General features: G+C 61.7%; 22 protein-coding genes. 9 read left to right on the top strand and 13 right to left on the bottom strand.

All coding sequences use genetic code 11. The annotated features are described in order from the left end of the window. Positions 1-60: 60 nt before the first annotated feature. The 6 genes from EI969_RS02875 to EI969_RS02850 form a co-directional block, all read right to left on the bottom strand. On the bottom strand, positions 61-1,101 hold the full coding sequence (locus EI969_RS02875) for a DUF3445 domain-containing protein (RefSeq protein WP_160385834.1): 1,041 nt from the start codon (positions 1,099-1,101) through the stop codon (positions 61-63). A 15-nt stretch (positions 1,102-1,116) separates the two neighbouring features. Then, positions 1,117-2,085 carry a PDR/VanB family oxidoreductase gene (locus EI969_RS02870; RefSeq protein WP_160385833.1) on the bottom strand — a complete coding sequence of 323 codons (969 nt, stop codon included), beginning with the start codon at positions 2,083-2,085 and terminating at the stop codon, positions 1,117-1,119. Beyond that, on the bottom strand, positions 2,082-2,684 hold the full coding sequence (locus tag EI969_RS02865; protein WP_160385832.1) for a dimethylamine monooxygenase subunit DmmA family protein: 603 nt from the start codon (positions 2,682-2,684) through the stop codon (positions 2,082-2,084). Before EI969_RS02865 ends, EI969_RS02870 begins: the two co-directional genes overlap by 4 nt. 324 nt (positions 2,685-3,008) lie before the next feature. Next, positions 3,009-4,445, bottom strand: a complete 1,437-nt coding sequence (locus tag EI969_RS02860; protein WP_160385831.1) for a sigma-54-dependent Fis family transcriptional regulator — start codon at positions 4,443-4,445, stop codon at positions 3,009-3,011. Then, positions 4,442-5,575, bottom strand: a complete 1,134-nt coding sequence (locus EI969_RS02855; protein ID WP_160385830.1) for a PAS domain-containing protein — start codon at positions 5,573-5,575, stop codon at positions 4,442-4,444. Before EI969_RS02855 ends, EI969_RS02860 begins: the two co-directional genes overlap by 4 nt. Positions 5,576-5,774: 199 nt before the next feature. After that, positions 5,775-6,035: a hypothetical protein gene (locus EI969_RS02850; protein WP_160385829.1), complete on the bottom strand. Its 261-nt coding sequence runs from the start codon at positions 6,033-6,035 to the stop codon at positions 5,775-5,777. Between the two features lie 322 nt (positions 6,036-6,357). Between EI969_RS02850 and EI969_RS02845 the strand changes: the two genes are divergently transcribed. Next, positions 6,358-7,422: a hypothetical protein gene (locus EI969_RS02845; RefSeq protein ID WP_160385828.1), complete on the top strand. Its 1,065-nt coding sequence runs from the start codon at positions 6,358-6,360 to the stop codon at positions 7,420-7,422. Positions 7,423-7,438: 16 nt separating this feature from the next. Continuing rightward, positions 7,439-7,792, top strand: coding sequence for a DUF1428 domain-containing protein (locus tag EI969_RS02840; RefSeq protein ID WP_160385827.1), 354 nt, complete (start codon positions 7,439-7,441; stop codon positions 7,790-7,792). A gap of 14 nt (positions 7,793-7,806) precedes the next feature. On the opposite strand, the gene EI969_RS02835 is transcribed toward EI969_RS02840, so the two are convergent. Further along, positions 7,807-8,001 (bottom strand): hypothetical protein, encoded by a 195-nt coding sequence (locus tag EI969_RS02835; RefSeq protein ID WP_150715044.1) that lies wholly within the window; start codon positions 7,999-8,001, stop codon positions 7,807-7,809. A gap of 116 nt (positions 8,002-8,117) precedes the next feature. Between EI969_RS02835 and thpR the strand changes: the two genes are divergently transcribed. Next, positions 8,118-8,660, top strand: a complete 543-nt coding sequence (gene thpR / locus EI969_RS02830; protein ID WP_160385826.1) for an RNA 2',3'-cyclic phosphodiesterase — start codon at positions 8,118-8,120, stop codon at positions 8,658-8,660. Positions 8,661-8,901: 241 nt separating this feature from the next. Here the strand turns inward: thpR and EI969_RS02825 are convergent, their stop codons facing one another. The 5 genes from EI969_RS02825 to EI969_RS02805 all read right to left on the bottom strand — a co-directional run bounded on the left by EI969_RS02825 (position 8,902) and on the right by EI969_RS02805 (position 14,195). Further along, positions 8,902-9,999: a polyamine ABC transporter substrate-binding protein gene (locus EI969_RS02825; protein ID WP_160385825.1), complete on the bottom strand. Its 1,098-nt coding sequence runs from the start codon at positions 9,997-9,999 to the stop codon at positions 8,902-8,904. Positions 10,000-10,155: 156 nt separating this feature from the next. Further along, complete coding sequence (locus tag EI969_RS02820; protein WP_150715041.1) at positions 10,156-11,040, bottom strand: ABC transporter permease subunit; 885 nt, start codon at positions 11,038-11,040, stop codon at positions 10,156-10,158. Beyond that, positions 11,037-11,951 (bottom strand): ABC transporter permease subunit, encoded by a 915-nt coding sequence (locus EI969_RS02815; protein WP_160385824.1) that lies wholly within the window; start codon positions 11,949-11,951, stop codon positions 11,037-11,039. Before EI969_RS02815 ends, EI969_RS02820 begins: the two co-directional genes overlap by 4 nt. Further along, positions 11,948-13,090 (bottom strand): polyamine ABC transporter ATP-binding protein, encoded by a 1,143-nt coding sequence (gene potA, locus EI969_RS02810; RefSeq protein ID WP_160385823.1) that lies wholly within the window; start codon positions 13,088-13,090, stop codon positions 11,948-11,950. The genes EI969_RS02815 and potA overlap by 4 nt, the downstream gene beginning before the upstream one ends. A gap of 343 nt (positions 13,091-13,433) precedes the next feature. Next, on the bottom strand, positions 13,434-14,195 hold the full coding sequence (locus EI969_RS02805) for a gamma-glutamyl-gamma-aminobutyrate hydrolase family protein (protein WP_160385822.1): 762 nt from the start codon (positions 14,193-14,195) through the stop codon (positions 13,434-13,436). Between the two features lie 281 nt (positions 14,196-14,476). Between EI969_RS02805 and EI969_RS02800 the strand changes: the two genes are divergently transcribed. The 4 genes from EI969_RS02800 to EI969_RS02785 all read left to right on the top strand — a co-directional run bounded on the left by EI969_RS02800 (position 14,477) and on the right by EI969_RS02785 (position 19,757). Continuing rightward, entirely contained in the window at positions 14,477-15,853 is a 1,377-nt protein-coding gene (locus EI969_RS02800) for a glutamine synthetase family protein (protein WP_046042407.1), read from the top strand. A 196-nt stretch (positions 15,854-16,049) separates the two neighbouring features. Next, a complete protein-coding gene (locus EI969_RS02795; protein ID WP_160385821.1) occupies positions 16,050-17,540 on the top strand; it encodes an aldehyde dehydrogenase in 1,491 nt (496 codons plus the stop codon). Between the two features lie 52 nt (positions 17,541-17,592). After that, complete coding sequence (locus EI969_RS02790) at positions 17,593-18,891, top strand: FAD-binding oxidoreductase (RefSeq protein WP_160385820.1); 1,299 nt, start codon at positions 17,593-17,595, stop codon at positions 18,889-18,891. 317 nt (positions 18,892-19,208) lie between these two features. Beyond that, positions 19,209-19,757, top strand: a complete 549-nt coding sequence (locus EI969_RS02785) for a cupin domain-containing protein (protein WP_007982140.1) — start codon at positions 19,209-19,211, stop codon at positions 19,755-19,757. Between the two features lie 183 nt (positions 19,758-19,940). Here the strand turns inward: EI969_RS02785 and EI969_RS02780 are convergent, their stop codons facing one another. Then, positions 19,941-20,849, bottom strand: coding sequence for an alpha/beta fold hydrolase (locus EI969_RS02780; RefSeq protein ID WP_160385819.1), 909 nt, complete (start codon positions 20,847-20,849; stop codon positions 19,941-19,943). A gap of 181 nt (positions 20,850-21,030) precedes the next feature. Here EI969_RS02780 and EI969_RS02775 point away from each other — a divergent pair, with 181 nt between their 5' ends. Next, positions 21,031-21,477: an anti-virulence regulator CigR family protein gene (locus EI969_RS02775; RefSeq protein WP_160385818.1), complete on the top strand. Its 447-nt coding sequence runs from the start codon at positions 21,031-21,033 to the stop codon at positions 21,475-21,477. Positions 21,478-21,705: 228 nt separating this feature from the next. Further along, complete coding sequence (locus EI969_RS02770; RefSeq protein WP_160385817.1) at positions 21,706-23,625, top strand: tyrosine-protein phosphatase; 1,920 nt, start codon at positions 21,706-21,708, stop codon at positions 23,623-23,625. Positions 23,626-23,862: the final 237 nt, after the last annotated feature.

Raw genomic sequence — 23,862 nt, 5'->3', positions numbered from 1 at the left:
CGATGGCGTCCGTGAAATCGCCATCGCCAGCAAGCCGGCTCCTACAAGGAATGGTGTCGATCAGGCTTGCTTGCGCGGCTCGCTTTCCCGGCCGTCGTCATACTGCGAAAGCCATTCCACCGCCGCGTCGCGGTAGCGGCTGAAGCCCTTGTAGTCGACCAGTTGCTGATTGAGGTCGCGCAGCACCCGATGCATGCGCCGGGCCCACGCCGGGTTGGTGGCGATGTCCTCAAGGCTCAGCAGGTAAGTACGGATCGGGAAGACGATGGCGTTGCTGCGCGGCAAGCGGTGCAGCGGTTGTAACTCGATGCGCAGGTACACCAGCTTGCCGGCGTTTTCGGCGGTCACGACGGTGCGGTCCGGTGCCCATTCCGGCAGGCTTTCAGCCGAGACTTCGAGGCGCGGATTGACGGTCAGCGACCAGTTAAGGCGGCGTACCGGGTGACCGGTGCGCAGGCGCAGCAGGAACTTCAGGGCACGGTCGAGCATGCCGATTTCCTTCACCAGCGGTACGGGGCCGTGGAATTCCTCCCAGCTCATGCCGAGGTTGAAGCGCAGCGAATAGTCGGCGCGTTGAGTGGCGATGCCTGCTCCCCAGTACAACGTACCGTCGCGCTCTTCCTGCAACACCCAGTCACCCTGGGCCTGGCGAGTCACGTACTCCATCGGCTCATAGGGCAAGGTCGCCGGGTCGCCGAAGGTGAAGTGGTCGTCGATGTTCAGCAGGCGGTTGGTCCAGTGCCACTGCCGGCCTTCACGGGCCAGGGTGAAGTACTCCGGGTAATCACGGGCGTAGGACTCCATGATCAGTTCGAGCAGGTCCCATTGCGCCTCCATCATGTGCGGCGCCGAGACATAGTGCATGCCCGGGTCCTTCTCCAGGGTGATGGCGCGGTCCCGGCATTCGCTGATGTAGTGCTCGTCGATATCGAACGCAGCGCGGAACGCACCGTCGCCCACCGGGACATGCGGCTCGAGGTTCATCGAGTACATGTAGTCGTCATCGGGAAACGGAAAGGGCGCGCGGGCGATGGTTTCCGGGCTGTTGGCGAAGGTGTAGTCGTCGCGATAGGTTTCGTCGCGGTTGAATGTGATTGTCATTGTTATGTCTTCCGATCAGAGGTCGATGACCAGGCGATTGCATTGGGCGCGCGATACGCACGGCATGATTTTCTTGCGGCTGGCCTTGTCTTCGTCGGACAGCCAGTCGTCGGTGTGCAGCAACTCGCCGTCCAGTTCCAGGACGGTGGTTTCGCAGTGGCCACAAGCGCCGCCGCGACACAGGTAGGGCATGCTGAAACCGGCGGCTTCCACCGCTTCGAGCATGGTCTGGTCAGGCGAGACTTCGATGGTCGTGCCGCTGCGGCCGAGGGTGAAACTGAAAGCCTCGCCGCCGCTGCCTTGCTCAAGGAAACGCTCGTAGTGCACGTGGCTGTCGGTCCAGCCCAGGTCGCGGGCACAGGCCAGGGTGGCGTCGATCATGCTGTCCGGGCCGCACACGTAGACGTGGCTGCCCAGCGGTCGACCGGCAAGGATCTGGCCGATCTCCATGCGCGACTCCACGCCTTTGCGGTACAGGTGAACCTGCTCGCCATAGGTCGCCTGAAGCTCTTTGCCCAATTGCGCGTGTTCTTCACCGCGCACCGCGTAATGCAGTTCGAACGGCACTTTGCTCAGGCGCAGTTCTTCCAGTTGCGAGATCACCGGCGTGATGCCGACCCCCCCGGCGATGAACAGGTGCAGGCGCGCCTGTTTGATCAGCGGGAACAGGTTGACCGGTGGCGTGACCTCGATCAGGTCGCCTTCATTGACGTTGTCGTGCAGCGCCACCGAACCTCCACGACCGCTGTCGACGCGGCGCACGGCGATCTGATAACTGCTGGTGTCGTAGGGCGAACTGAGCAGCGAATAGGGGTTGCGCAAGGTCTTGTCAGAATTGGTGACCAACACCACGACATGGCTGCCGCCGGAGAACGCCGGCAGGTGCTCGCCGCTCGGCGAGACCAGGGTGAAGCGCTTGATTTCCGGGGTCACCGATTCGATGCGGGCCACGCGCAGGTTCAAGGTTCCGTTGTTCTGGCTCATGTATCGAGCTCCTCGGCTGGCGGCAATTCTCCCGGCACTTCGGCGTCGGCCTTGACCGCCTGAAACGCCGCCAATCGCCGGGAATAGTGATCGCGCACCACCAGCGTCAGGCTGCAACCGGGGCAGTCGTAGACGCGTTGGGTGACGTTTTCGGTGTAGGTGTCGCAGTGCACGCACCACACCCGGCGCACCAGAGTGCCGGAGTGTTCGCGCAGCACTTCGTCGCGATTGAGGTCGAAGCGGGTAGCCACTTGCATGGCGCTGCCCAGGAAGCTTTCGGAGCCTGCGAGGTACAGGCGGGTGCCCATGCGCGCATCGACCAGCAGGTTGTTCAGGTCATCGATCAATGCCTGGTTGCTGGCGTACGGACGCAGCTCATGATCCGGGTAGCGCTGCAGTTCGGTCAGGAAGTCCTGGCCGGAAAACGACTCTCGGGAGTACAGCAGGGTGATGGGGCCATCCAGCCCGGTCATTTCGTCCAGCAAGCGCAACATGGCGCGACCGCCACTGCCTTGACCGGCAATGATGTGCCGCCTGCCTCCCGGCAAGGGTTGCAGCCGGTCATAGACTGGCCGGCTTTTGATCCCGGTGATCAACATTATTATTTTTCCTCCTGGCTACCGGCGCGGCGTATAAACGCCGGCCCTGATGCAAAGCCCAACGGTGGTGGGTTGCAGGTAGCAGGAGCACAGGTCGTGCCAGTTATTCAACGTATTGAATTTAAAGGGTTTATTAATTTTTTTTGGCGGGGTGATAGGCAAGAGTAACTAGATGTGTAGGCGTTTTTGCAGCGCTTTCCGCAGCAAACGGGTAACTGTAGGAGCCGGCTTGCCGGCGATGGCGTCTTCAGGCTCAACAAAGAGGTTGGCTGATCTACCGCTATCGCTGACAAGCCAGCTCCTACAAAGGGCCGTGTTTTGGGGTCAATCGCGCTGCAGCTTGCGAATCAGCGTGCCGATGTCGATGCCCAGGTGCTGCGCCGCCTTGCGTTTGCTGCCGCACAACGCCACCGCCTGGAGGATGACCTGGCGCTCGAAGCGTTGAACCTGGAGCTTGAGATTCTGCTCGGGATTGTCCTCTGCTTCTTCGTCCGCCGCTGAAGCAATCAAAGGCTGAATTCGCCGCGCGGGTTCGAGCAACTCACGCGGCAGGTGATGTTCCTGCGCCTCATCGTCGGCGAGCACTGCGAGGCGTTCGAAGATGTTCACCAGTTCGCGGATGTTGCCCGGGTAGTCGTAGCTCAACAGGCGCTTGCGGCAACCGGCAGACAGGCTCAGCGACGGCTCGCGGTCTCCATTGATACGGCTCAGCAGGATATCGATGAGAAACGGCAGGTCATCGCGATGTTCGCGCAGCGGCGGAATTTCCACAGGCAGCACCGCCAGGCGATAGTAAAGGTCGGCGCGAAACTCGCCGCTGTCCACCAGGCGACGCAAGTCCTTGTTGGTGGCGGCAATGACCTGCACCTGTACGGTTTTGCTCAGGGGCGAGCCGACCGACTGAATCGTGCTGTCTTCGAGAAACTTGAGCAGTTTAGCCTGCACATGCAGCGGAATTTCGCCGATCTCGTCGAGGAACAGGGTGCCGCCCGACGCCGCCTCGATATAGCCTTGCTTGCCGCCCTGCAAGGCACCGGTAAAGGCGCCGCGCTCATAACCGAACATCTCCGATTCGAACAGACTCTCGGGAATGCTGCCGCAGTTGACGTGAATGAAGGGCCTGTCACCCCATCCGGCGGCGCGATGGATATGCCGGGCGATGGCGGTCTTGCCGACCCCGGGTTCACCCAGCAACAGCAATCGCGCGCGGCGGCGGAATGCACGCACGCCGGTATCGGCGATGCTCGACAGTTGCGGCGACAGGTGCAGTGCATTGTCCTGTGGGTCGCGCAATCCCTGGGGTTCCAGAGGTCGGCCGCCCATCGCCGGACGTCGTGGCTGCTGGCTGCCGTCGAAATCTTTCTGGGTCAGCATCCTGAACGGTTTTTCATAGGCGCCGGTAGGAATGGCGTGGGTGCTGCTGAGCAGCACGCGACCTTCCCGGGAGCGGGTCAGGGCGCTGTTGCCCCCGCGATTCAGGGCTACCAGCAAGTCGTCATAGTTCAACGCCGAACGCTGGAAAAATTCATTGTCGGACAGGCCGATGGCTTGCTGTTTGGATAATCGATTGACGCGCTCGGCCGCCAGGTTGAGAAAGCGCACCCGGCCTTCGTTATCGCTGATGATCAGTGCCTCGCCGAAGCTGTCGAGCAGGGCATGCAATGCCGGCGTCTCCAGCAATGCACTGAGCACTTCGCTACTGACGTTGACCGAGGAGCGCATGCCCATCTGCATCGTCGGGGGCAGGTTCTTGTCTTTCATGGGTGCAACTCTTCGACGCGGCGCATACCCTGGCGGCTTTCGCGTAGCACGGCGACGCGCCAGGCCACGCCTTCGCGAATCAGGATGCGCGAACAGTGCACGTTGAAACTCCGCTCACGTCCGCGCAGGTCGGGCAGGGGCAGCGTATGCCAGGTGCGTTCGGGTAACCCGTTGTCCAGCAGCAGGCGCGCGATGCCGGCGCCGTGGGTGATGCCGAAGGTTTCCTCGAACGCGGCGTTGCGCCATTGCGGTTGCAGGTGTTCGTCGATCACCAGCACCGCATCCGGCACCGCGTCGAACACGCGGCGCAGGGCATCGATGCGCTGCTCGGCGTCGTGCTGCATGCGCAGCTCCTGGCTGACGTCGCGGATGCTGCCCCACATGCGCAGCAGGTGACCGTTGACGATGGTCGCCCGCACATCGTTCTCGACGTAGGCCGGCGAGCCGTCGTGGCGGCGATCCACCGACAGTGCGCAGTCGACATGGAATCCGGCCTCGATCAGGCGTCGTACGAACTCTTCGTTGGCCGGGCTGCGCGGCCAGTACAGGCGAACCGGTTGCTGGTTGAAATCGACGTCCGACGGCATCTCGTAGACGTCGGCCATGGCACGGTTGCACAGGCGCCAGTGGGAGTCGTTTTCGAACACCTGACGAACGATTTCATCCGGGGAATGATTGATGTCCACTGCCTCGGCGAACTCGATGCACCAGTACGCGACCTTGGCGCTTTGCAGCATCTGGCTCATGACTTCATTGGCGTTGTGCATTTCGCGCAAGCGATGACCGAGGGCACCGAGGGGGATTTTCAGCAGGTGCAGGCGCGCCGCTTCCACGGTGCGCCACTCCAACAGGCCGCAGGCGACCACATGCAGCAGGCCGCCGTTGTGGCGGATCAGGGTCAGCTCCAGGCTGTGCACCTGCTCGTCGGCGGGAGGGTTGGCGAACAGCGACTTGAGGGTGCGCACCGATTCGACGTTGAAAATGCGTTCGATCGGTTGCCCGGAGAGCTCTTGCGGCGCGTAACCCAGTTGATCGCTCAGGCTGGCGGACAGGTCGATGAGCTGCCCGTTCATGCTCAGGCTGCTGGTCAGAGGCTGCGCTTTGTGGGCCAGTAAATTCAGAATGTCCATCGTTGGATCGGCTCGATTTAACTTAGGGAGGCAGTCAAGAGGCGGGCATATCGCGTGCCAACAAAAAAGCCTTCAAACATTGCTGCTTGAAGGCCGGTTGGTCGATGCGTGCTGTGATAGTGCAGCAAAATATGCAATTTCACAGCACAGGGTTAAGCGTAGCCTTGGCTGTGAAACACGGAATGACCGGTGGTCGCGATCAGAACCCGAACGAACGGGCCGCCCCTTTTGCCAGCTCGACGTCCAGCAGATGCGCGACCAGCAGGTCGTTCAAAAAACGGAACTGATCGTTTATTCCGACCACTTCGTTGCTGAAATGATGGTCGGCGGCAGGCATCAGCAACGCCTCGAACTTCTCGTCGAACAGCAGGGTCAACTCTTTACGTGACTCGAATTCCTGCGCGTAGAAATTGTTGCCGAACAGCGCAAAGCGCACGGCGAGCGTGACGGTGTGGATCATGATGTTTGCTCCTCGCTCAGGACGTACCAGGCAAACACACTCAGGGTGAACGCCGTCAGGGCCAGGCAGGTCAGCAGATGGATCAGCATGATGTTCCCCTCCGGATCGGGGTTTCGTGTTGGCTTGGGATCGATCCTACGCTGACGGCCGGCAAGCGGAAGGCAATCGCGGCGATGGTGATTATCGACGCCAGTGATGGTGGTTTTTGTGCTGTTGATGCGCGCTCCGTCGCGGGCAAGTGCATGCCGCCACCTATACTCAAAACAGAGATTTTCCAATCACCGAGCCTCCGGTTCGATGACAACTTCAGGAAGCCACCATCGTGAACCTGCGTTCACTGATCGTCGCCGTGCTGGTGGTGTTGGCGGGATGCGCCACGCCGCCCCGTGCCCCGGTGGAGGCACCGCCGGTGGTGGTCTCGGCCAGCACCTGGGAGCAAGTGGACCAGGAGATCGTCGCCGCTTCGCAGTCGGCCACCGAGCAGACCAGAATCTACGCCCGCGGCGCCATGGAATACTGGCGCACGCGAGTCTATGAATTGACCGAAGAGAATTTCATCCCATGGTTCAGCAGTTACTGGACCCAGGAATGGCTGTCGATGAAGGTCAGCTGGTACAACATCAGCGCCGAGGGTGAGCAGGATGCCTCGGCCAAGCGCCTGGCGGCGTACCTGCTCGAAGCCTATCAGGAGAAGGTCCTGGCCCCGGTGGCGGCGGAAATCGATCCCGATGCGATTCTCGGCCTGGCCGCGGCGTTCTACGTCGACATCCTCAAGGAAGAGCTGCAGAAAATCTCCACCCGCCACGGCGTGCCGATGGCCCAGCTCAACGGGCGCATCCAGAAAATCCCGGCCATCGCCCTCGGGCCGCCACCGGCGCGGGATGCTTCGTTGTACCAGATCGTGCATACCGAACAGTTGATCGCATTGCCGGCCTTCGCCGCGTTGATCGACAAAATCCACAAGGCTGGCGGCGACAAGGGCGTGGGTTCGACCGACACCGCCATGGCGCCGGTGGCCAAGCGCGCCAGCCAGCGCATGGAAGCCGAGATGGCCCCGCGCGGGGCCGCCAGTGCCGTGGCCGCCGCCGCCGGGAAACTCGCCGGCGGATTGATCACCGTCGGTGTAGCGGCCATTCGCGCGATCATTCAGGCCAACGACCGGCCGGACAGCGAGGCGCTGATCCGCAGCAGTCTGGGCAACACCTTCGACAAGGCCTGGATCAAGCTGGTGCAGAACCCGACCACCGGTGTCATGGCCGGCACGCTGTACATGGCGGGGCAGATCGAAGGCAGCCTGGGCGGCAGTGCACAACCGCCGGTCGGTTTGAGCGCCGGCACTGTCGATTGGACGCCAGCGCAACCGACTACCCAGCGGAACACCCCATGACCCAAGGAGAACACTCATGTCCTACGTTGATGGATTCATCGCTGCCGTACCCACCGCCAACCGTGAGCAATACATCAAGCACGCCAAGATTGCCGCCTCGGTCTTCAAGGAAAACGGTGCCTTGAGCGTGGTCGAATGCTGGGGCGAGGATGTCCCCGAAGGCAAGGTCACCTCGTTTCCAATGTCGGTGAAACTCAAGGAAAGCGAAACCGTTGCCTTTGGCTGGATCATCTGGCCGGACAAGGACACCCGTAATGCCGGGATGGACAAGATGATGCAGGATTCGCGCATGAAGCCAGACGTCAACCCGATGCCCTTCGATGGCCAGCGCATGGTCTATGGCGGGTTCGAAGTCCTCCTCCAGGCCTGACGCCGCACGCGGGATCACTCCGGCGTCGGGGTGATCCTGCAACTCTTGCGCTGGCGGATCTCGTCGTCCGTCGGCCGCTCGCGGACGAACTCGAAGCGCGGCTCGCCTTCGCTGTAATGCACCAGCCAGCCCCATTCCAGCTTGAGTTCATCCTGACCTGGTTCGGGCGGTCTGGCCCACCAGGGCTCTTTGCTGATGATCTGTCGCATGGTCCCCTCCGGTTTTGCCCAGAACTATAACCCGCCTGCCGCCCGGCGCCACAAATGCGCTGGCCGGCTGGCGGCTGTTGAGTACACTCAGACAGTCTTTGATCAAGGAGTGCGGCATGAACGACGAAACCCGCGAGCCGTTCAAGCGCCTGTTCTTTGCGCTGGACTGCGCCCCGGCCCAGCGCCGGGAGATAGCCCGCTGGCGCAGTGCGCTGCAGTTGCGCAACGGACGGCCGGTGCCGGCGGACAACTTTCACCTGACGCTGAAGTTTCTGGGGGCGGTGGCGGTGGCGCAGATCACCGAGATCTGCACGGCCGCGGCGTCCATCCGCGTGCCGGGCGAGCGTTTGACGGTGCTGCTGGATCGGCTGGACGTGTGGCGCAGGGCAGGGGCGCTGGTGCTCGCGCCAGAGCAGGCGCCCCCGGCATTGTTGCGCCTGGTGTATGACCTGGAACAGGCGATGTTGCCGTTCGGACTGGAGCAAGCGCCGAAGGAATACCGTCCGCACCTGACCCTGGCGCGGGACTATCGGGCGTCGGTGCCGGAGTCCCCGACCGCACCGGAGTTCTTCCTGCGCGCCGAGCGCTTCACTCTGTTCGAATCCCACAAGGGCCGTTATCGGGCACTGGCCGAATGGCCGTTGGTGGATCGCCAATAAAAAAGGCGCCCGAGGGCGCCAAAATTCACCTGAACCGAGGGAGCCAGGTGAGGCCGTTCTACTTGCAGGAGAGGCAGCGGTGGTAAGGCGCTGCGTGAACGGAAACTGGTAAAACTGAAATCTGTGTTGGATGTGAGGGCCCCATCGCGAGCAAGCTCGCTCCCACAGGGATCCCGGGGACCTCAAGGTACATGCCGTACCTGTGGGAGCGAGCTTGCTCGCGATGGCGATTTCGAGTGAATTATTGGCCCAACTTCACCTTGGTCCAGCCACGGGTCATGACCCGCTGAACGGCGATCGGCTGGTCCGGCACGGCATAGAGCGTGGCCATCACCGCTTCCGACGGGTAGGAGCCCGGTTCGTTGCGGATGGCTTCATCCACCAGTGGCGTGGCCGCCGCGTTGGCGTTGCTGTAGCCGATGCTGTTGGTGATGTCGGCGATCACGTCGGGGCGCATCAGGAAGTTCATGAACAGGTAAGCGTTCTCGACGTTGGCGGCATCGCGCGGGATGGCGAGCATGTCGTAGAAGCTGGCCGCGCCTTCTTTCGGGATGCTGTAGTCGATCTTCACTTTGTCCCCGGCTTCCTGGGCGCGGGCCTTGGCCTGCAACACGTCGCCGGAGTAACCGACGGCCACGCAGATGTTGCCGTTGGCCAGGTCGGAGATGTATTTCGACGAATGGAAGTACGCCACGTTCGGGCGAATCTTCATGAACAGCGCCTCGGCTTCGGCGATGTGCTGTTTGTCCTGATCGTTCACCGGGTAGCCCAGGTAGTGCAGGGCGGTCGGGATCATTTCGGTCGGCGAGTCGAGGAAGCTGATGCCGCAGGCCTTGAGCTTCTCGGCGTTTTCCGGTTTGAACAGCAGGTCCCAGGAGTTCGTCGGGGCATTGGCGCCGAGCACTTCCTTGACCTTCGCCGGGTTGAAGCCGATGCCGATCGAGCCCCACATGTAGGGGATGGCGTGGGCGTTGTCGGGATCGCTCGCGGAGACGTTTTTCAGCAGCACCTGGTTGAGGTTTTTCCAGTTCGACAACTTCGACTTGTCCAGTTCCTGATAGACGCCGGCCTTGATCTGCTTAGCCAGGAAACTGTTGGACGGCACGACGATGTCGTAGCCGGATTTGCCCGCGAGCAGGCGTGCTTCAAGGGTTTCGTTACTGTCGAAGACATCGTAGGTCACCTGGATGCCGGTCTCGTCTTCGAACTTCTTGACGGTGTCCGGGCCAATGTAATCCGACCAGTTATAGACGCGCAGAACCTTGTCATTGGCCTGGGCGCCCGTGGCGATTGCGCCCAATAAGGACAGTGTCAGCAGAGTCCTGCCAAACATTTTCATCGGTACAACTCCATTTCTTTTTTATTCAAAATCACATAGCAAACATTTGTAGGAGCGAGCCTGCTCGCGAAAAACGCAAGGACGCCGCGTTCACTCAGACAGCCCACGTCATCGTTTACGTCCATCGCGAGCAGGCTCGCTCCTACAGGGGGGGCATCAGGCCGTTGCGCCTGCCATTTGTTTTTTCGGTTGTTGCCAGGATTCACTGGCGGTCTGGTCCATGGCTTCCTGGATCGCGCGCTTGCGGCTTTCTTCGGCGCGGCGGCTGAAGTACCAGACCATGAAGGTCACGATGGAAACCGCCAACAGGATCAGGCTGGCCACGGCGTTGATCTCGGGCTTCACGCCCAGACGCACCGCCGAGAACACTTCCATCGGCAGGGTCGTGGAACCCGGGCCGGAGACGAAGCTCGCCAGCACCAGGTCATCCAGCGACAGGGCGAACGACATCATGCCGCCGGCCGCCAGTGACGGCGCGATCATCGGAATGGTGATCAGGAAAAACACCTTGAATGGCTTCGCACCCAGGTCCATGGCCGCTTCTTCGATGGACAGGTCCAGCTCGCGGAGGCGGGCGGAGACTACCACCGCCACGTAGGCAGCACAAAACGTGGTGTGGGCGATCCAGATGGTGACGATGCCACGCTCCATCGGCCAGCCGATCATCTGCGCCATGGCCACGAACAGCAGCAACAGCGACAGACCGGTGATCACCTCAGGCATCACCAGCGGCGCGGTGACCAGGCCACCGAACAGCGTGCGGCCCTTGAAGCGGGTAACGCGGGTCAGCACGAACGCGGCCAGCGTCCCCAGTGCAACGGCTGCGATGGCGGTGTAGCAGGCGATTTCCAGCGAGCGTCCCACCGAACCCATCAGTTGGCTGTTGTCCAACAAACCGGCATACCACTTGAACGACCAGCCACCCCACACCGTCACCAGCTTGGAGGCGTTGAACGAGTAGATCACCAGGATCAGCATCGGCAGGTAGATGAACGACAGGCCGAAAATCAGCATGAACTTTGAAAATCCGAAGCGTTTCATCCCCGTGCCTCCATCTCTTTGGCCTGGCTGCGGTTGAACAGCAGAATCGGCACAATCAGGATCAACAGCATCACCACCGCCAGGGCGGACGCCACCGGCCAGTCGCGGTTGTTGAAGAACTCTTGCCACAACACACGGCCGATCATCAGGGTCTCCGGACCGCCGAGCAGTTCCGGAATCACGAACTCACCGACCACCGGAATGAACACCAGCATGCAGCCGGCGATGATGCCGTTCTTGGCCAGCGGCACGGTGATTTTCCAGAAGCTGTTGAAGGTGCTCGAGCCCAGGTCGGACGCGGCTTCCAGCAGGCTCTGGTCGTGCTTGACCAGGTTGGCGTACAGCGGCAGCACCATGAACGGCAGGTACGCATACACCACGCCGATGTAGACGGCGGTGTTGGTGTTGAGGATCTCGATCGGGTGCGACGTCAGCCCGGTCCACATCAGGAAGCCGTTGAGCAGGCCGTTGTTGCTGAGGATGCCCATCCACGCATAAACGCGGATCAGGATCGCGGTCCAGGTCGGCATCATGATCAGCAGCATCAGCACGTTCTGCGCTTCCTTGCTGGCCTTGGTGATGGCGTAGGCCATCGGAAAACCGATCACCAGGCACATCAGCGTGCTGAAAAACGCGACCTTCAACGAACCCAGGTAGGCGGAGAGGTACAGCACATCCTCGCCCAGCAGGGTGTAGTTGCCGATGTTGAGCATCAGCTGGAATTTCTGCTCGGCGAAGGTGTAGATCTCCGAGTAGGGCGGAATGGCCAGGGCCGCTTCCGAGAAACTGATCTTCATCACCAGGAAGAACGGCAACATGAAGAACAGGAACAGCCAGATGAATGGAATCCCGATGACGAGCTTGCGCCCGCTGGGGACCAGTCTCAGGAATTGCTGATTGAAGGTTTTCATGCGCGCAGTACCACGCCGCTGTCGTCTTCCCACCACACGTAGACCTGATCGTCCCAGGTCGGACGTGCACCACGGCGTTCGGCGTTGGCCATGAACGACTGGACGATCTTGCCGCCAGGCAGCTCGACGTAGAACACCGAGTGGCCGCCGAGGTAGGCGATGTCATGTACCTTGCCGCTGGACCAGTTGTAGCGGTTGTCCGGCTTGACGGTGCTGACCAGCAGTTTTTCCGGGCGGATCGCGTAGGTGATCGACTTGTCCTGCACCGAGGTGCTGACGCCGTGACCGACGTAGATCTTCTGTTCCAGGTCCGGGCTGTGAATGATCGCGTGACCTTCCAGGTCCTCGACCACGGTGCCGTCGAAGGCGTTCACGTTGCCGATGAATTCGCAGACCATGCGGCTGACCGGTGCTTCATAGATGTCGACCGGGCTGCCGATCTGGGCGATCCAGCCCAGGTGCATGATCGCGATGCGCTCGGCCATGGTCATGGCCTCTTCCTGGTCGTGGGTCACCATCACGCAGGTCACGCCGACGCGCTCGATGATTTCCACCAGCTCCAGCTGCATCTGCGAGCGCAGCTTCTTATCCAGTGCGCCCATCGGTTCGTCGAGCAGCAACAGCTTCGGACGCTTGGCCAGGGAACGGGCCAGGGCCACGCGCTGGCGCTGGCCGCCGGACAGTTGGTGCGGCTTGCGCTTGGCGTACTGGGTCATGTGCACCAGGCGCAGCATTTCCTGCACGCGGGCTTCGATTTCGGCCGCTGGCAAACGGTCCTGCTTGAGGCCAAAGGCGATGTTCTGCGCCACCGTCATGTGCGGGAACAGGGCATAAGACTGGAACATCATGTTGATCGGTCGTTCGTACGGCGGCATGTCGGTGATGTCGACACCGTCGAGCAGAATCCGGCCTTCGGTCGGGCGCTCGAAACCGGCGAGCATGCGCAACAGGGTCGATTTGCCGGATCCGGAACCGCCGAGCAGGGCGAAGATTTCACCCTGGTGGATTTCCAGGGACACATCGTCCACTGCGGTGGTTTCGTCGAATTTCTTGGTGACGCGATCGACTTTCACCAACACCTTCTTCGGTGCCTGGTGACCTTCAATTGCCTTCCTGTAAATGCTGGAGGCGTTTGCCATTTGAAACTCCCAACAGGTTTCAGTCGCCCGGCCAACACGGCCCGGCTTAATAGTGGATTGCAAACCCGGAGTCAACGCCGCCTCTCTGTAGGAGCGAGCCTGCTCGCGATGGTCGCCAACGATGACGCTGGCAGTCTGAATGCCCGCGCTGTCCGGACATCCATCGCGAGCAGGCTCGCTCCTACAAGGAATTGCGTTTCCCGTCCCGGGTTGATTCGGCGCCGCCGTCCTGGCTGCCTGGTAGTACTTGTTGTTATCGCAGTGTGTTGTTCTGGCGAGCGGGACGCGCAAAAGCGCCTGCCCGCTCGCGTGGGCAGTCAATCGTTGAATGTGGGTTGGGTCGTCAGCTCGAGTGACGCAGCGCCGCCCGTTGCCGGCAGGCTTCGCCGAACGCCTGGAAAATACTCAAGTAAGGAGGGTTATCCAGCACTTGCCATTCCGGGTGCCATTGCACGCCGAGGGCGAAGGCCTTGCTGTGCTCGACCGAGATCGCCTCGATCAGGCCATCGGGCGCGACGGCTTCGGCGCGCAGGCCGGGCGCGAGGCGGTCGATGCCCTGGCTGTGAATCGAATTGACCTGGAACACCGGTGGCAGGTCCAGCGCCTGGAACACACCGCCGGGCTGCACATCCACCGCATGGGCCGGTGCGTATTGCACGGCCAGGTCCGGGTGGTTGGCTTCACGGTGATCGAGGAAGCCCGGCAGCTCATGGACTTTCTGATGCAGGCTGCCACCGAACGCCACGTTCATTTCCTGGAAACCACGGCAGATGCCGAGCACCGGAACGCCGGCAGCGATGGCTGCGCGGATGAGCGGCAGGGTGGTGCGGTCCCGTTGCGGATCGTGCTCCGTACCGGGGGCGCTGTCCGGGCCTTGATAGTGGAAGGGTTCCACGTTCGACGGCGAGCCGGTCAGCAACAGACCGTCGAGCTGCGGGAGCAGATCATCGATTTCGGTCAGGTCGCCCAAGGAAGGAATAACGACAGGCAGCCCCAGCGCCGCAACGCTGACAGCACGCAAGTACTTGTCACCGCTGATGTGGTAGGGGTGCAGGCCAATCTGTTTGACGCACGCTGTAACGCCGATCAATGGCTTGAATGCCATTTTTATCACCTCGAAGTTTCACACTTGAACGAGCTTTTCCGGAGCTTAGCCTTGTTGATTTTAATTAACAACTCTCATGTAAAAAATTCTAAACGCCGCACGTCCGATCTTCAGGATTTACGGGCGTTTTGGGGAGTATCTGGCACTCTCGTGCCTCTGAAGTGCCCGAAAATAAACGCTGAAAGGCCAGGTGTTCGCTATTGACTTCACTTTGCCTTTCGGATTGACTGGGCTCGTGAAAGGGCAGTGAACATAATAATTAACAGCTAAATAGGTGCAACATGTCGGTCCCCCTGCGTACCGTTCAACTCAACGAAGCAAACGCATTCCTTAAGAAATATCCTGAGGTTTTGTACGTCGACCTTCTGATTGCGGATATGAACGGTGTGGTGCGCGGCAAGCGCATCGAGCGCACCAGTCTTCATAAGGTTTACGAGAAAGGCATCAACCTGCCGGCGTCCCTGTTTGCTCTGGACATCAATGGCTCCACGGTGGAAAGCACCGGCCTGGGTCTGGACATCGGCGACTCCGACCGGATCTGCTACCCAATCCCCGGCACCCTCAGCATCGAACCCTGGCAGAAGCGCCCGACTGCGCAACTGCTGATGACCATGCACGAACTCGAAGGCCAGCCATTCTTCGCCGACCCGCGTGAAGTGCTGGCCAATGTCGTGCGCAAGTTCGACGACATGGGCCTGACCATCTGTGCCGCGTTCGAGCTGGAGTTCTACCTGATCGACCAGGACAACGTGAACGGTCGTCCGCAATCGCCACGTTCGCCGGTATCCGGCAAGCGTCCGATGTCGACCCAGGTGTACCTGATCGATGACCTCGACGAATACGTCGACTGCCTGCAAGACATCCTCGAAGGCGCGAAAGAGCAGGGCATCCCGGCTGACGCCATCGTCAAGGAAAGCGCCCCGGCGCAGTTCGAAGTCAACCTGCATCACGTGGCTGACCCGATCAAGGCGTGCGACTACGCCGTCCTGCTCAAGCGTCTGGTGAAGAACATCGCCTACGACCACGAGATGGACACCACCTTCATGGCCAAGCCGTATCCGGGCCAGGCGGGTAACGGTCTGCACGTGCACATCTCGATTCTCGACAAGGAAGGCAACAACATCTTTGCCAGCGAGGATCCCGAGCAGAACGCCGCGCTGCGACACGCGATCGGCGGTGTGCTCGAGACCCTGCCGGCGCAGATGGCGTTCCTCTGCCCGAACGTCAACTCCTACCGTCGTTTCGGCGCACAGTTCTACGTGCCGAACTCGCCGAGCTGGGGCATCGACAACCGCACCGTCGCGGTACGTGTGCCGACCGGTTCGCCGGACTCGGTGCGCATCGAACACCGCGTAGCGGGCGCCGATGCCAACCCGTACCTGCTGATGGCGTCGGTCCTGGCGGGCGTGCACCACGGCCTGACCAACCAGATCGAGCCGGGCGCCCCGGTCGAAGGCAACAGCTACGAGCAGAACGAGCAGAGCCTGCCGAACAACCTGCGCGACGCACTGCGCGAGCTGGACGACAGCGAAGTCATGGCCAAGTACATCGACCCGCTGTACATCGACGTGTTTGTGGCGTGCAAGGAAAGCGAGCTGGCCGAGTTCGAGAACTCCATCTCCGACCTTGAGTACAACTGGTACTTGCATACCGTTTGATGGCGTTGGCGGCGTGTGTACGCCGCCCACTGTAGGAGCCGGCTTGCTGGCGATAGCGTCGGACCTTCCAGCATTGATGGCGCCTGACACACCGCTTTCGCCAGCAAGCCGGCTCCTACAAGGATCGCATTTCATTTTTTGATTGGGCGGGCGCTCGTCCGACGATCACTCAATTCCCCTGCGTCGAGTCACAACCATGACAAACACTCGCAGCGATTGGGAGCAACGCTTCCAGTCCCTCTCTATTGAAGGTCGCGCATTCATTGACGGCCAATACTGCACGGCCGCCAGTGGCGCCACGTTCGAATGCCTGAGCCCGGTGGACGGTCGTTTCCTGGCCAACGTCGCCAGCACCGACGAAGCCGACGCCAATGCGGCAGTCGCCGTCGCGCGCCGTGCGTTCGAATCCGGCGTCTGGGCCAACCTGGCCCCGGCCGAGCGCAAGCGCATCCTGATCCGTTTCGCCGACCTGATCCTGGCCAACCAGGAAGAGCTGGCCCTGCTCGAAACCCTCGACATGGGCAAGCCGATCAGCGACTCCATGAGCATCGACATTCCGGCGACCGCCAATGCGATCCGCTGGACCGCCGAAGCCATCGACAAGATCTACGACGAAATCGCCGCCACCCCCCACGATCAGCTGGGCCTGGTGACGCGCGAAGCGGCCGGTGTGGTCGCGGCCATCGTGCCGTGGAACTTCCCGCTGATCATGGCCAGTTGGAAATTCGCCCCGGCCCTGGCGATGGGCAACTCGTTCATCCTCAAGCCTTCGGAAAAGTCGCCGTTGACGGCGATCCGCATCGCCCAGCTGGCACTAGATGCCGGTATTCCGAAAGGCGTGTTCAACGTCTTGCCGGGCTACGGCCACACCGTGGGCAAGGCGCTGGCGTTGCACATGGACGTCGACGTGCTGGCTTTCACGGGCTCCACGGCGATTGCCAAGCAGCTGATGATCTACGCCGGGCAAAGCAACATGAAACGCGTCTGGGCTGAAGCGGGCGGCAAGAGCGCGAACGTGGTGTTCGCCGATGCGCCGGACCTGCGCGCCGCTGCACAGGCCGCAGCCGGTGCCATTGCCTTCAACCAGGGCGAAGTCTGCACCGCCGGTTCGCGTTTGCTGGTTGAACGTTCGATCCGCGAGCAATTCATACCGCTGTTGGTGGAAGCACTGCAAGCGTGGAAGCCAGGGCATGCGCTCGATCCTGCGACCACGGTCGGCGCGGTCGTCGACCAGCGTCAACTGGACAACGTGCTGCGCTACATCGGGATCGGCAAAGAGCAGGGCGCTCAGTTGATCGCCGGCGGCAGCCGCACCCTCGAAGACACCGGTGGCCAGTACGTGGAACCGACGATTTTCGACGGCGTGACCAACGCCATGACCATCGCCCAGGAAGAAATCTTCGGCCCGGTGCTGTCGGTCATCACCTTCGACACGACTGAAGAAGCTTTGGCGATTGCCAACGACAGCATCTACGGCCTGGCCGCCGGCGTCTGGACCAGCAACCTGAGCAAGGCCCATACCTTCGCCCGTGCCTTGCGTGCCGGCAGCGTCTGGGTCAACCAGTACGACGGCGGCGACATGACCGCACCGTTCGGCGGGTTCAAGCAATCGGGCAACGGTCGGGACAAATCGCTGCACGCGTTCGACAAGTACACCGAACTCAAAGCGACCTGGATCAAGCTCTAATAACAATAAAGCGGCGGTCGCCGGCAGCTTGCGGCGGCCATCGGAGAAATTTATGAAACACAGCGCTACCAAGCAACAGCATGTAAACAGCTACTACGCCGCCACCCGCAACTTCACCGGCGACTTCCCGGTGCTGGAAGGGGCGGTGGACTGCGACGTCTGCGTGATCGGTGCCGGCTACACCGGCCTGTCCTCGGCCCTGTTCCTCGCCGAAGCGGGCTACAGCGTGACCGTGCTCGAAGCGGCCAAGGTCGGTTTCGGCGCCAGCGGTCGCAACGGCGGCCAACTGGTCAACTCCTACAGCCGTGACGTCGACGTCATCGAAGAGCGCTACGGCGACAAGACCGCCGAAGTCCTCGGCAGCATGATATTCGAAGGCGCCGACATCATCCGTCAGCGCATACAGCACTACGACATCCAGTGCGACTACCGCCCCGGCGGCATTTTCGCGGCGATGAACAAGAAGCAACTCAAGGGCCTGGCCGAGCAGAAGAAGAGCTGGGAACGCTACGGCAACAAGAACCTGAAAATGCTCGACGCGGCCGACATCAAGCGCGAAGTCGGTTCCGATGCCTACGTCGGCGGCCTGCTGGACATGCAGGGCGGCCACATTCACCCGCTGAACCTGGCCCTCGGTGAGGCCTCGGCCATCATCGGCCTGGGCGGCAAGATCTACGAGCAATCGGCGGCGGTGGAAATCACCTACGGCGAACCGATCACCGTGCGCACCGCCAAGGGCCTGGTGAAGGCCAAGTACCTGCTGATCGCCGGTAACGCCTACCTGCCCCAGGGCCTGGATAACCGCGTGACCAGCAAGAGCATGCCGTGCGGTTCGCAGATCGTCGTCACCGAGCCGTTGTCGGAGCAGCAAGCGCGCAGCCTGATCAAGAACAACTACTGCGTCGAAGACTGCAACTACCTGCTCGACTACTACCGCCTGACCGCGGACAACCGCCTGCTGTACGGCGGTGGCGTGGTCTACGGTGCACGCGAGCCGGACGACATCGAACAACTGATCCGCCCGAAGATCCTCAAGACCTTCCCGCAATTGAAGGACGTGAAGATCGACTACCGCTGGACCGGCAACTTCCTGCTGACCATGTCCCGCATGCCGCAATTCGGCCGTATCGAGAAAAACGCCTACTACATGCAGGGCTACAGTGGCCACGGCGTCACTTGCTCGCACCTGGCCGGCAAACTGATCTCGGAAATGATCCGTGGCGATGCCGAGCGCTTCGACGCGTTCGCCTCCTTGCCGCACATGCCGATGATCGGCGGGCGCACCTTCTCGGCCCCGCTGACCGCCCTCGGCGCCGTGTACTACTCGCTGCGTGACCGTTTCGGCATCTAAGCTTTACCTCGCCGGCGGCATCTCCCCCAAAGGGTGCCGCCGGCTTTTTAACACCTGAAACACCGCGGTCCCCTGTAGGAGCCAGCTTGCTGGCGATGAGGCCATATCAGCCAAAGTAGATGTCGCCGGACACACCGCTTTCGCGAGCAGGCTCGCTCCCGCAGGTGGTTTTTTCCAGCCGTCTATCGAACCTGCTGAGCATTACGAACAAACGTGATTTAATAGCCGCCTTTCACGTTTCCGGGACCGGAAAACGGCGTGATCCGCGCCTGCTCTCCACCCCCATTACCCTTAAGCGGTACGCACATAAGGCTGTCATGGACACGGGCTCACGACTCAAATTAGTACGCGAAAGCTACAAACTGTCCCAGCGCGAGCTGGCCCGGCGTAGCGGCGTCACCAATGCAACCATCTCCCTGATCGAACAGAATCGGGTCAGTCCTTCCGTCAGCTCCCTGAAGAAATTGCTGGAGGGCATTCCCATGTCCCTGGCCGACTTCTTCACCTTCGATCAGCCTCCGCGCGAACACCAATATGTCTTCCGCGCCAGCGAACAGCCCGACCTCGGTCGCCATGGCCTGCGCCTGCTGCTGATCGGCGCCTCCGTGCCAAGCCGGCAGATGCGCCTGCTGCGCGAGCAATACGCACCGGGTGCCAGTTCCGGCGAAGAGCCGATCGTGCATTCCGAGGGCGAGGAGTGCGGGTTGGTGACGCGTGGCACCGTGGAGCTGACCGTGGACGGCCAGGTGAGCGTGCTGAACGCCGGGGATGGCTATTACTTCCCGACGACCTTGCCGCACCGGTTTCGCAATATCGGGGCGGATGAGGCGGAAATCATCAGCGCGAACACCCCGGCGAACTTCTGATAGAGTCTGCTCCCCACCAGGATCAGACGATAAAAACCCGCATTAATGCGGGTTTTTTTACGACTGGAATTGGCTTACAGCACGTTGGACACCTCAAAACCCCGCCGCTCGCCCGCGGGAGCAAGCTCCCTCGCCACGGGGGGGTAAATTCCTACATGGTTTTCGGATGTCAGGGATGTGACTTCACTGCGTCATAAACCCGCGAATCGCCGCAATCGTCTGCGTCGGCGCCTCTTCCATCAACCAGTGCCCGGCCCCCGGAATCACCACTTCCGTGACCTTGTCCGCGGCATTGCGCATCACGATGGCCTCATTGGCGCCGAAGGATTTCTCGCCCCCGACCGCCAGCACCGGCATGCTCAGTTTTTTCGCCATCGACGCTTCATTGTCCACGGCGTCCTGGCGAATGCTGCGGAACTGGGCGAAGGCGGCGTGCATGGCGCCGGGGCGGGCGTAGAGTCTGGCGTAGTGCTGGCGGGTGCCTTCGTCGACTTTGGCCGGGGTGCCGGCGAATTCGTTCCAGAAGCGGTCGAGGTAAATGCGTTCACGCCCGGCGACGAGACGTTCCATGTCGGCGCCGCCGAAGTCGAAGTGCCAGAGCATCGGCGAACGCACGATGTCGTTCCACGGTGGAATGCCCGGCACAGGTGCGTCCATCACCACCAGGCGGTCGGTGCGCTCCGGGTAGCGCGAGGCATAGGCGAAGGCGACCATGGTGCCGATGTCGTGGCCGACGACCACCGAGTGTTCGATCTTCAACGCGTTCAACACGCCACGGATGTCCGCTGCTTGAGTCTTCTTGTCGTAGCCGCTTTGCGGTATCGACGACAGGCCCATGCCGCGCAGGTCCGGCACCACCACGGTGTGGTCCCGCGCCAGGTCGGCCGCCAGTGGTGCCCACATGTCGCCGGTGTCGCCAAAGCCGTGCAGCAGCACCACCGCCGGCCCTTTGCCGCCGACGCGCACGTGCATCGTGACGCCATCGACGGGGATGTCCTGGGTGTGGAAGGACGCCGGGAACGGCGTGACATCGGCGTGCGCCGCAACACTTGCGGCGAGCAGGGCGAGAGCGGTGAGCAGGGGGCGGATCATGGCGATGTCTCCAGGGCGGCGCAGTGAGTGGAATGCAATCGACTAGCCCCATCCTTCGCTAAACGCCTGCAAGGCTTCGACCGGTTGAGCGTAGACGGTTTGGCGGCAATGACTCGAGGGAACCAACCTCGGCAATAACGTCTAAATTTCAGGGAACATTCCCGCCACGAAGGAACGACTCATGTTCAAGTCTCGAGCGTTGATTGCAGCAATCACCTGCCTGGCCCTGGTCAGCGGCCCCGTGACTGCGCTGGCCGATCCCGGTAACGGCCAGGGCAATGGCAAGGCAAGCCATGGCAACCAGGGCAGTCATGGCAACAAAAACAAGAATTCCGGCGGCGGCGACTGGAGCCATGGCCCGAGCATCGATCGCGGCAGCGTGCTCGGAATCATTGGCACAAGCACGGGCTACTGGAGCCCGGGGCCAGCCTTGCCGCCGGGCATTCAAAAGAACCTTGCCCGAGGCAAGCCGCTGCCACCGGGCATCGCCAAAAAACTGGACGGGCGACTGGTTGGCAGGCTGCCGCACTATGACGGTTACGAGTGGCAGCAAGTCGGCACGGATCTGATCCTGGTCGCGCTGGCCACGGGGCTCGTTTATGAAATTCTCAACGGTGCGTTTGATTAACCTGTAAACCGCCGTTTTCCTTGTTTCGCCATTCCGTTCCTGGCTCTCACCCGGCACTGCGTTCATTTGCAGCACCAAAACTGGCTGCTCAAGGGGCGTTACACGGACAGAAAGCGAGCCACCCGGACACATCGCGCAGTGATTTGCGTTTGCAGGCGGTTTGTCATGTTCAGCGTCATTTCAATGTAGATATTAGTCAGCCCAACGCTATTCCAATGAGGCTGCACTGTGTTCCAACGACTCGTTTGTTCGCTGTCTGTTTTGAGCCTGTCCATCGCTGCCGCGCAGGCTGCCGAAACGGTCTCCCTCAACACGCCACGCCTGAAGAGCATCGACAATTTCCGCGATGTCGCCGGTCTCACCACCGCGTACTCCACCGCCAATGACGGCACGATGCGCGGCGGGGTGTTTTACCGTTCGAACGCGCTGACCCCGTCGGCGGCGGATCTGGCGACCTTGAACGGCCAGGGCATCAAGGCCATCTACGACCTGCGCACGCCCGTCGAGATCGCCGCGACGCCTGACACGATGCTCACGGGCGCGAGCTACACCAACATCGACATCATCGGCGGCTCCACCTCTGGCGCGAACATCACCAACGTCGCGTTTCACAGTGCCGCCGAAGCCATCAAGATGATGGAGGACACCAACCGTGATTTCGTCAGGAACCCGGGGATGCGCAGCGAGTTCAACCAGCTGTTCAATGAACTGGCCACGGTCGACGGCGCCGCGTTGTTCCACTGCACCGCCGGCAAGGACCGCACGGGCTGGACCGCCGCCGTGCTGCAAAGCATCGCCGGGGTCGACGATGCCACCATCATGAGCAACTACCTGGCGACGAACGACTACACTGCCGCGCGGATCAAGGCGACCCTGGCGGCGTTGCCACCGAGCCTGGCGACCATCTACGGGCCGCTGATCGGCGTGGAGGCCAGTTACCTGCAAGCCGGCCTGGACGAGGTGGCCGCGCAGTACGGCACGATGGACAACTACCTCAAGGAAGGCCTCGGCCTGTCCCAGGAAACCCTCTACGTGCTGCGCGGCAAGATGGTGTTCTACAACAGCCTGCCGGGCACGGCGGACCTTGCCGGCAACGCCGCGGCCGGTGCGCAGTTGTTGCAGCAATTGCAGAACAGCAACCTCTCGGGCACCTACAGCGCCTACAATTACTACCTGCAATCGGCCATCGATGCGGGCAGCCTCGGCGGTGTCGAGTCCACCGTCGGCGGTCAGGTGCATGCCGACGCTGCCAGCTATCTGCTGCGCCAGGGCGCGATGATTGAACAGGCTGCCGCGCCATTCACCAGCGGCATCGACCTCAAGACCGGGCAATATCGCCTGTGGAGCACCGCCCTGGCGGGGTACCTGGGCACCGACGGTTCGTCCCAGGCCTCCAGCAGCAACGAGCATAGCCAGGGCCTGATGATTGGCCTGACCCAGCGCTTTTCCGAACAACTCAGCGCCCATGCCGGCTTCGGCTACAGCAGCGGCAATGTCGGTGGCGCCGGTGGCGAGGCCGATACCGACCTGACCTTCTTCAGCGTCGGCGCCCGCTTTGCTCCGAACGGCCTGGAGCGCGGCCTGTTCGTGGATGCCAAGGCCAACGCCGGCTACCTCGATTACGAGAGCAAGCGCGAACTCGGCGGCGGCCTGGGCACGGCCAAGGGCGACAGCCATGGCAACCTCACGGGCGCGACCCTGGCAGTGGGTTACCGTGTGCCGGTGAACGGCGTGACCCTCGAACCAAGCCTCGGCGTGCGGGTGAGCCACGTCAACCTGTCGGGCTTCCAGGAAAAAGGCAGCGAACTGGCCCTCGACGTCGACGGCATCCACGAAACCCGCAAGAGCGCGGTGGCCAACCTCAACGCCTCGTTTGCGCCTGTCAGCGTGGGTGCCTGGCAACTGGTGCCGGGCGTGCAGGTGGGCTACGAGCATGTGTTGGGCGACACTGAAACCGACAGCGAAGGGCACCTGCTGGGCCTGGACATCGAGCAGCAAGCCGCCTTCGACAACCGTGACCAGTTCACCGGTGGCGTCAACGTCATGGCCAACCTGGGCGCGTGGAGCGTGGGGGCGGAAATCGGCGCCAGCGGTGGCGGCGATAGCCACGGCTTCAATGGCGGCCTGAAGGCCAGTTATCTGTTTTGACGGACAGTTAGCGCAATCTGTGGGAATCAGCCTGCTCGCGAAGAGGCCGTGTCAGTCGACGTAGATGTTGAATGTCACAGCGCTATCGCGGGCAAGCCCGCTCCCACAGGTTGGACTGCACCCCAAAAGCTGGACACCAATCCTGACTTTTGGCGGTGTTTCCATGGGCAAGTTTTCGCTTCAGTTCAAAATTACGGCCATTGAGGCTTATATCAACGGCAATGTAGGTTTTCGCAA

Source organism: Pseudomonas sp. PB101 (assembly GCF_009764265.1).
Lineage (GTDB): Bacteria > Pseudomonadota > Gammaproteobacteria > Pseudomonadales > Pseudomonadaceae > Aquipseudomonas.
Note: the sequence above shows the minus strand (reverse complement) of the source record. Positions and strands in the feature narration are given on the sequence as shown.